At 70.3% G+C, this 5,902-nt stretch carries 4 protein-coding genes and 1 pseudogene; all 5 read right to left on the bottom strand.

The features are described from left to right. Window positions 1-1,980, bottom strand: a 1,980-nt coding sequence (locus VED21_RS04505) for an acetyl/propionyl/methylcrotonyl-CoA carboxylase subunit alpha (protein WP_324881124.1), incomplete at its 3' end; no start/stop codon positions are given. Window positions 1,981-1,985: 5 nt separating this feature from the next. Beyond that, window positions 1,986-2,780, bottom strand: coding sequence for an enoyl-CoA hydratase/isomerase family protein (locus tag VED21_RS04500; protein WP_324881123.1), 795 nt, complete (start codon window positions 2,778-2,780; stop codon window positions 1,986-1,988). 10 nt (window positions 2,781-2,790) lie between these two features. Further along, a complete protein-coding gene (locus VED21_RS04495; protein ID WP_324881122.1) occupies window positions 2,791-4,398 on the bottom strand; it encodes a carboxyl transferase domain-containing protein in 1,608 nt (535 codons plus the stop codon). A gap of 37 nt (window positions 4,399-4,435) precedes the next feature. Further along, a complete protein-coding gene (locus VED21_RS04490; protein ID WP_324881121.1) occupies window positions 4,436-5,569 on the bottom strand; it encodes an acyl-CoA dehydrogenase in 1,134 nt (377 codons plus the stop codon). Between the two features lie 142 nt (window positions 5,570-5,711). After that, window positions 5,712-5,902: pseudogene (locus tag VED21_RS04485) on the bottom strand (acetyl-CoA C-acetyltransferase); the annotation flags it as partial.

Genomic DNA, 5,902 nt, shown 5'->3' with positions numbered 1-5,902 from the left:
CAGCAGCTCCATGCCTTCCGACACCTGATCGCCCACCGCGAAGTGGACGGCCGACACGGTGCCGGAGGCCGGCGCCTTGATGGTGTGCTCCATCTTCATGGCTTCAAGGAGCATCAGCGGCGCGCCGCGCTCCACCGCCTGTCCCGCCTCGACCAGCACGCGGACCACCGTGCCGGGCATTGGCGCCGTCAGGCGGCCCGAGCCGCCCTCCTGCTCCGCCGCGCGGGCCATGGGGTCGTCCAGCTGCAGGCGCCAGACGGCGCCGTCGCTGAGGATGGTCAGGTCGGCCCCCTGGCAGACCACCGTGGCGCGCACTCGCACGCCGTCGATGACGGCGGACAGCGCGCCGTTCTCCAGCGACGCACGCGTCACGGCGATGGGTGCCGAACCCGGCAGTTCCACCTCATACCCCTCGGCGCGGAAGTGGACGGTGACCTCGCGCAGCGTGTCGCCGTCCTTCAGGCGCAGGTCGTGGTGGTTGTCGTCGTTGAGGCGCCAGCCGCTGGCGATGTGCCAGGGCGAGAACGGGTCGGACTTCGCCCGCAGTGCGGCGTGGTTCTCCGCATGGCGGCGCAGCAGCACCGCCAGCGCGCCCAGCACCAGCCCCTTGGCCGGCACCGGCGCCGGGGGCGGCAGCAGGTCGGCGCGGTGGCGCTCGATGAAGCCGGTGTCGATCTCCACCGCCTGGAACGCCGGGTGGCCGGCGATGGCGCCCAGGAAGTTCACGTTGGTGGTGACGCCCACCACCTCGTAATCCTTCAGCGCGTTGCGCAGGCGGCGCAGGGCCGCGTCGCGGCTTTCGTCCCAGACGATCAGCTTGGCGATCATCGGGTCGTAATACATGGTCACCGCGTCGCCCTGGCGGACACCGGTGTCGACGCGCACGTGCGCGTTCTCCTCCGGCGGGCGCAGGTGGACCAGCGTGCCGATGGCCGGCAGGAACTCGCGCTGCGGATCCTCGGCGTAGAGGCGCGCCTCGAACGCATGGCCGCGGCGCACCAGCTGGTCCTGCAGGAGCGGCAGCCGCTCGCCGCCGGCCACGCGGATCTGCCACTCCACGAGATCCTGGCCGGTGATCATCTCGGTCACCGGGTGTTCGACCTGCAGGCGGGTGTTCATCTCGATGAAGTAGAACCCGCCGTCCTCGTACAGGAACTCCACCGTGCCGGCGCCGACGTAGCCGACGGCCTTGGCCGCCGCCACCGCCGCCTCGCCGATGCGCACGCGCAGGTCGTCGGCCAGGTTGGGGGCCGGCGCCTCCTCGATCACCTTCTGGTGGCGGCGCTGGAGGGAGCAGTCGCGCTCGAACAGATAGACGCAGTTGCCGTGCGTGTCCGCGAAGACCTGGATCTCCACGTGGCGCGGCTTGGTCAGGTACTTTTCCAGCAGCAGGCTGTCGTCGCCGAAGGCCGCCTTGGCCTCGCGCTGGGCGCCGGCCACGGCGTCGGCCAGTTCGGAGGCCTCGCGCACCACGCGCATGCCCTTGCCGCCGCCACCGGCCGAGGCCTTGACCAGCACCGGGTAGCCGATGCGGGCCGCTTCGCTCGACAGCGTGTCGAAGTCCTGCGCCGTGCCGTGGTAGCCGGGCACCAGCGGCACCGCCGCGTCCGCCATCACGCGCTTGGATTCCGCCTTGGAGCCCATGACGCGGATCGCCTCGATCGGCGGGCCGATGAAGACCACGCCGGCCTCGGCGCAGGCGGCGGCAAAGCCAGCGTTTTCCGACAGGAAGCCGTAGCCGGGGTGGATGGCCTGGGCGCCGGTGCGCTTCGCCACCTCCAGCACCACGTCGCCCTTCAGGTAGGACTCGGATGCGGGGGCCGGGCCGATGCACACGGCCTCGTCGGCCATCTCCACGTGCCGCGCGCCGGCGTCGGCCTCGGAATAGACGGCCACCGTCTTGATGCCCATGCGGCGGGCGGTGCGGATGACGCGGCAGGCGATTTCGCCGCGGTTGGCGATGAGGATCTTGTCGAACATGCCCCTCACTCCTCCGCCGCGCTCAGCCAGCGGGGCTTGCGTTTCTCAAGGAAGGCGCTCAGGCCCTCGCGCCCCTCATCCGACGCGCGGATGGCGGCGATGCGCTCGGCGGTGTCGCGGATCACGGCCGCGTCGGTCGGCTTGCGCGCCACGGCGAAGATCAGGTCCTTGGCCGCCGCCTGCGCCGCCGGGCCGCACTGCCACAGCGCCTCGATGATGCGGTCGCGCGCGGCGTGCAACTCGTCGGCCGGCACCACCTCGTGCAGCAGGCCGAGGCGGTGCGCCTCCGCCGCCGAGAAGCGCTCGGCCGTCAGGAAGTAGCGCCGGCAGGCGCGCTCGCCCATGGCCGCCACCACGTACGGCGAGATCACCGCCGGCAGGATGCCCAGCTTGACCTCCGACAGGGAGAAGGTCGCGGCATCGGACGCCACGGCGATGTCGCAGCAGGCGACCAGCCCCACACCACCGCCGTAGCACGCCCCCTGCACGACGCCGATCACCGGCTTCGGGCAGCGGTCGATGGTCTTCATCAGCGCACCCAGCGCCTCGGCGTCGCGCAGGTTGGCGTCATGGTCGTTGCCGGCCATGCGCTTCATCCAGCCGAGGTCGGCGCCGGCCGAGAAGCTGCGGCCGGTGGATTCCAGAACCACGGCGCGCACCGCCGGGTCCTCGCCCACCCTGGTGAACAGCGCGGTCAGTTCGGCGATCAGCGCGTCGTCGAAGACGTTGTGCCGCTCCGGGCGGTTCAGCGTGACGGTGGCGATGCCGCCCGCGACGGAGAGAAGAACGTTGTCGGTCATGCTCGTCCCCTCACATGCGGAAGACGCCGAAGCGCGTCGGCGGGATGGGCGCGTTCAGCGACGCGGACAGGCCGAGGCCCAGCACCATGCGCGTGTCGGCCGGATCGACGATGCCGTCGTCCCACAGCCGCGCGGAGGCATAGTACGGGTGCCCCTGGTGCTCGTACTGGGCGCGGATCGGGGCCTTGAACGCCTCCTCCTCCTCCGCCGGCCAGTTCTTGCCCTGGGCCTCGATGTTGTCGCGCTTGACCTGCGCCAGCACGCCCGCCGCCTGCTCGCCGCCCATGACGGAGATGCGGGAGTTCGGCCACATCCACAGGAAGCGCGGGCTGTAGGCGCGGCCGCACATGCCGTAGTTGCCCGCACCGAAGCTGCCGCCGATGATCATCGTGAACTTCGGCACCTGCGCGCAGGCCACCGCCGTCACCAGCTTAGCGCCGTCCTTGGCGATGCCGCCGGACTCGTACTTGCGCCCCACCATGAAGCCGGTGATGTTCTGCAAGAAGACCAGCGGGATGCCGCGCTGGCAGCACAGCTCCACGAAGTGGGCGCCCTTCAGGGCGCTTTCCGAGAACAGGATGCCGTTGTTGGCGATGATGCCGACCGGGTAGCCGAAGATGTGGGCGAAGCCCGTCACCAGCGTCGTGCCGTACAGCGGCTTGAACTCGTCGAAGCGGCTGCCGTCCACCACGCGGGCGATCACCTCGCGCACGTCGAAGGGCTTGCGCGGGTCGGCGGGGATGATGCCGTACAGCTCGCGCGGGTCGTACAGCGGCGCCTCCGGCTCCCGGATGTCCAGGCCGACCGGCTTGCGGCGGTTCAGGTTGCCGACGATGCGCCGGGCGATGGCCAGCGCGTGCCCGTCGTTCATCGCGTAATGGTCGGTGACGCCGGAGGTGCGGGAGTGCACGTCGGCACCGCCCAGGTCCTCGGCCGACACCACCTCGCCCGTGGCCGCCTTCACCAGCGGCGGGCCGCCCAGGAAGATGGTGCCCTGGTTGCGGACGATGACCGCCTCGTCCGACATGGCGGGCACGTAGGCGCCGCCGGCCGTGCAGCTGCCCATCACCACCGCGACCTGCGGGATGCCCTGGGCCGACATGTTGGCCTGGTTGAAGAAGATGCGGCCGAAGTGGTCGCGGTCGGGGAAGACCTCGTCCTGGTTCGGCAGATTGGCGCCGCCACTGTCCACCAGATAGATGCACGGCAGGTTGTTCTGCTGGGCGATCTCCTGCGCGCGCAGGTGCTTCTTGACGGTGAGGGGGTAGTAGGTGCCGCCCTTCACCGTGGCGTCGTTGACGACGACCATGCACTCCTGCCCCGCCACCGAGCCGATGCCGGTGATGATGCCGGCGGCCGGCACGTCGTCCTCGTACACCTTGTACGCGGCCATCTGGCTGAGTTCGAGGAATGGCGAACCGACGTCGAGCAGCTGGCGCACGCGCTCGCGCGGCAGCAACTTGCCGCGGGCGAGGTGCTTGTCGCGGGCCTTGGCCCCGCCGCCCTGCTTGATGGTTGCGACCTTCTCGCGCAGGTCGGCCACAAGGCCGGACATGGCATCGGCGTTGGCCTGGAAATCGGCCGAGCGCGGGTTGACGGCGCTCTTCAGGACGGTCATTGCCGTCGTCCTCCCCTTCGGTCGTCTAATTGGGGCGTCACGACACCAGCGCGCGGCTGATGACGAGCCGCTGGATGTCGCTGGTGCCTTCGTAGATCTGGCAGACCCGGACGTCGCGGTAGATCCGCTCGACCGGGAAATCGTTCAGGTAGCCATAGCCGCCGTGGATCTGGATGGCGTCGGAGCAGACGCGCTCGGCCATTTCCGAGGCGAACAGCTTCGCCATCGCCGCTTCCTTCAGGCACGGCTCCCCGGCGTCGCGCAGGCTCGCGGCGTGCAGCACCAGCTGGTGCGCCGCCTCCACCTGCGTCGCCATGTCGGCGAGGCGGAAGCTGACCGCCTGGTGCTGGACGATGGGCACGCCCATGCTCTGCCGCTCCTGCGCGTAGGCGATCGCGTGCTCCAGCGCCGCGCGGGCCATGCCGACCGACTGCGCGGCGATGCCGATGCGCCCGCCCTCCAGGTTGGCGAGCGCCACCTTGTAGCCCTCGCCCTCGTTGCCCAGCATCAGGTCGGCCGGGATGCGCACGTCGTCGAAGTTGATCTGGCAGGTGTCGGAGCAGTTCTGGCCCAGCTTCTCCTCGACCCGCGCCACGGAATAGCCGGGCGTGTTCGTGGGCACGATGAAGGCGGTGATGCCCTTCTTGCCCTTGTCCGGGTCGGAGACGGCGAAGACGATGGCGTAGTCGGCGTTCTTGCCCGACGTGATGAACTGCTTGGTGCCGTTCAGGACCCAGTGGTTGCCGTCGCGCCGCGCGCGGGTCTTGATAGCGGCGGCGTCGGATCCCGCCTGCGGCTCCGTCAGGCAGAAGGCGCCCAGCTTCTCGCCGCGCGCCATGGGCTTGAGGATCTCCTGCTTCTGCTCGGGGCTGCCGAACTTCAGGATGGGCATGCAGCCGACCGAGTTGTGCACGCTCATGATGGTGGAGATGGCGCCGTCGCCCGACGCGATCTCCTCGATGGCGAGCGCGTAGGCGACGTGGTCGGCCCCGGCGCCGTCGAAGGTTTCCGGCACCAGCATGCCCATGAGGCCGAGCTTGCCCATCTCGGCCAGTTCGTCCTTCGGGAAGGCGTGCGTGCGGTCGCGCTCCGCCGCGGTCGGCGCCAGCCGGTCCCGCGCGAAGGCCCGCGCCATGTCGCGCACCATCTGCTGCTCTTCGGTGAGGCGCATGTGTTTCGCTCCCTTGACCCGCTTTTTTCTTCTCCCTCTCCCCAGGGGGGAGAGGGTCGGGGTGGGGGTAAGGCCAAGGATCCTTGCACTTACCCTCACCCGGCCGGCTTCGCCGGCCCCCCTCTCCCGGGGCGGGAGAGGGTTAGACCCGCTCGACCGCCATGGCGGTGGCTTCGCCGCCGCCGATGCACAGGCTGGCCACGCCGCGCTTCAGCCCGTTCTTCTCCAGCGCCGCCAGCAGCGTCACCAGGATGCGGGCACCCGACGCGCCGATCGGGTGGCCCAGCGCCGTGGCGCCGCCGTGCACGTTCACCTTGTCGTGCGGCAGGTCCA

This window comes from Azospirillum sp. (assembly GCF_035627195.1).
Taxonomy (GTDB): Bacteria; Pseudomonadota; Alphaproteobacteria; order Azospirillales; family Azospirillaceae; genus Azospirillum.
This window is presented reverse-complemented; position numbering and strand designations above follow the sequence as displayed.

Bases quoted from the DNA above. Each gene is read 5' to 3' on its own strand.
- VED21_RS04490 (WP_324881121.1), bottom strand. From the start codon at position 5,569: ATGCGCCTCACCGAAGAGCAGCAGATGGTGCGCGACATGGCGCGGGCC.
- VED21_RS04500 (WP_324881123.1), bottom strand. From the start codon at position 2,780: ATGACCGACAACGTTCTTCTCTCCGTCGCGGGCGGCATCGCCACCGTC.
- VED21_RS04495 (WP_324881122.1), bottom strand. From the start codon at position 4,398: ATGACCGTCCTGAAGAGCGCCGTCAACCCGCGCTCGGCCGATTTCCAG.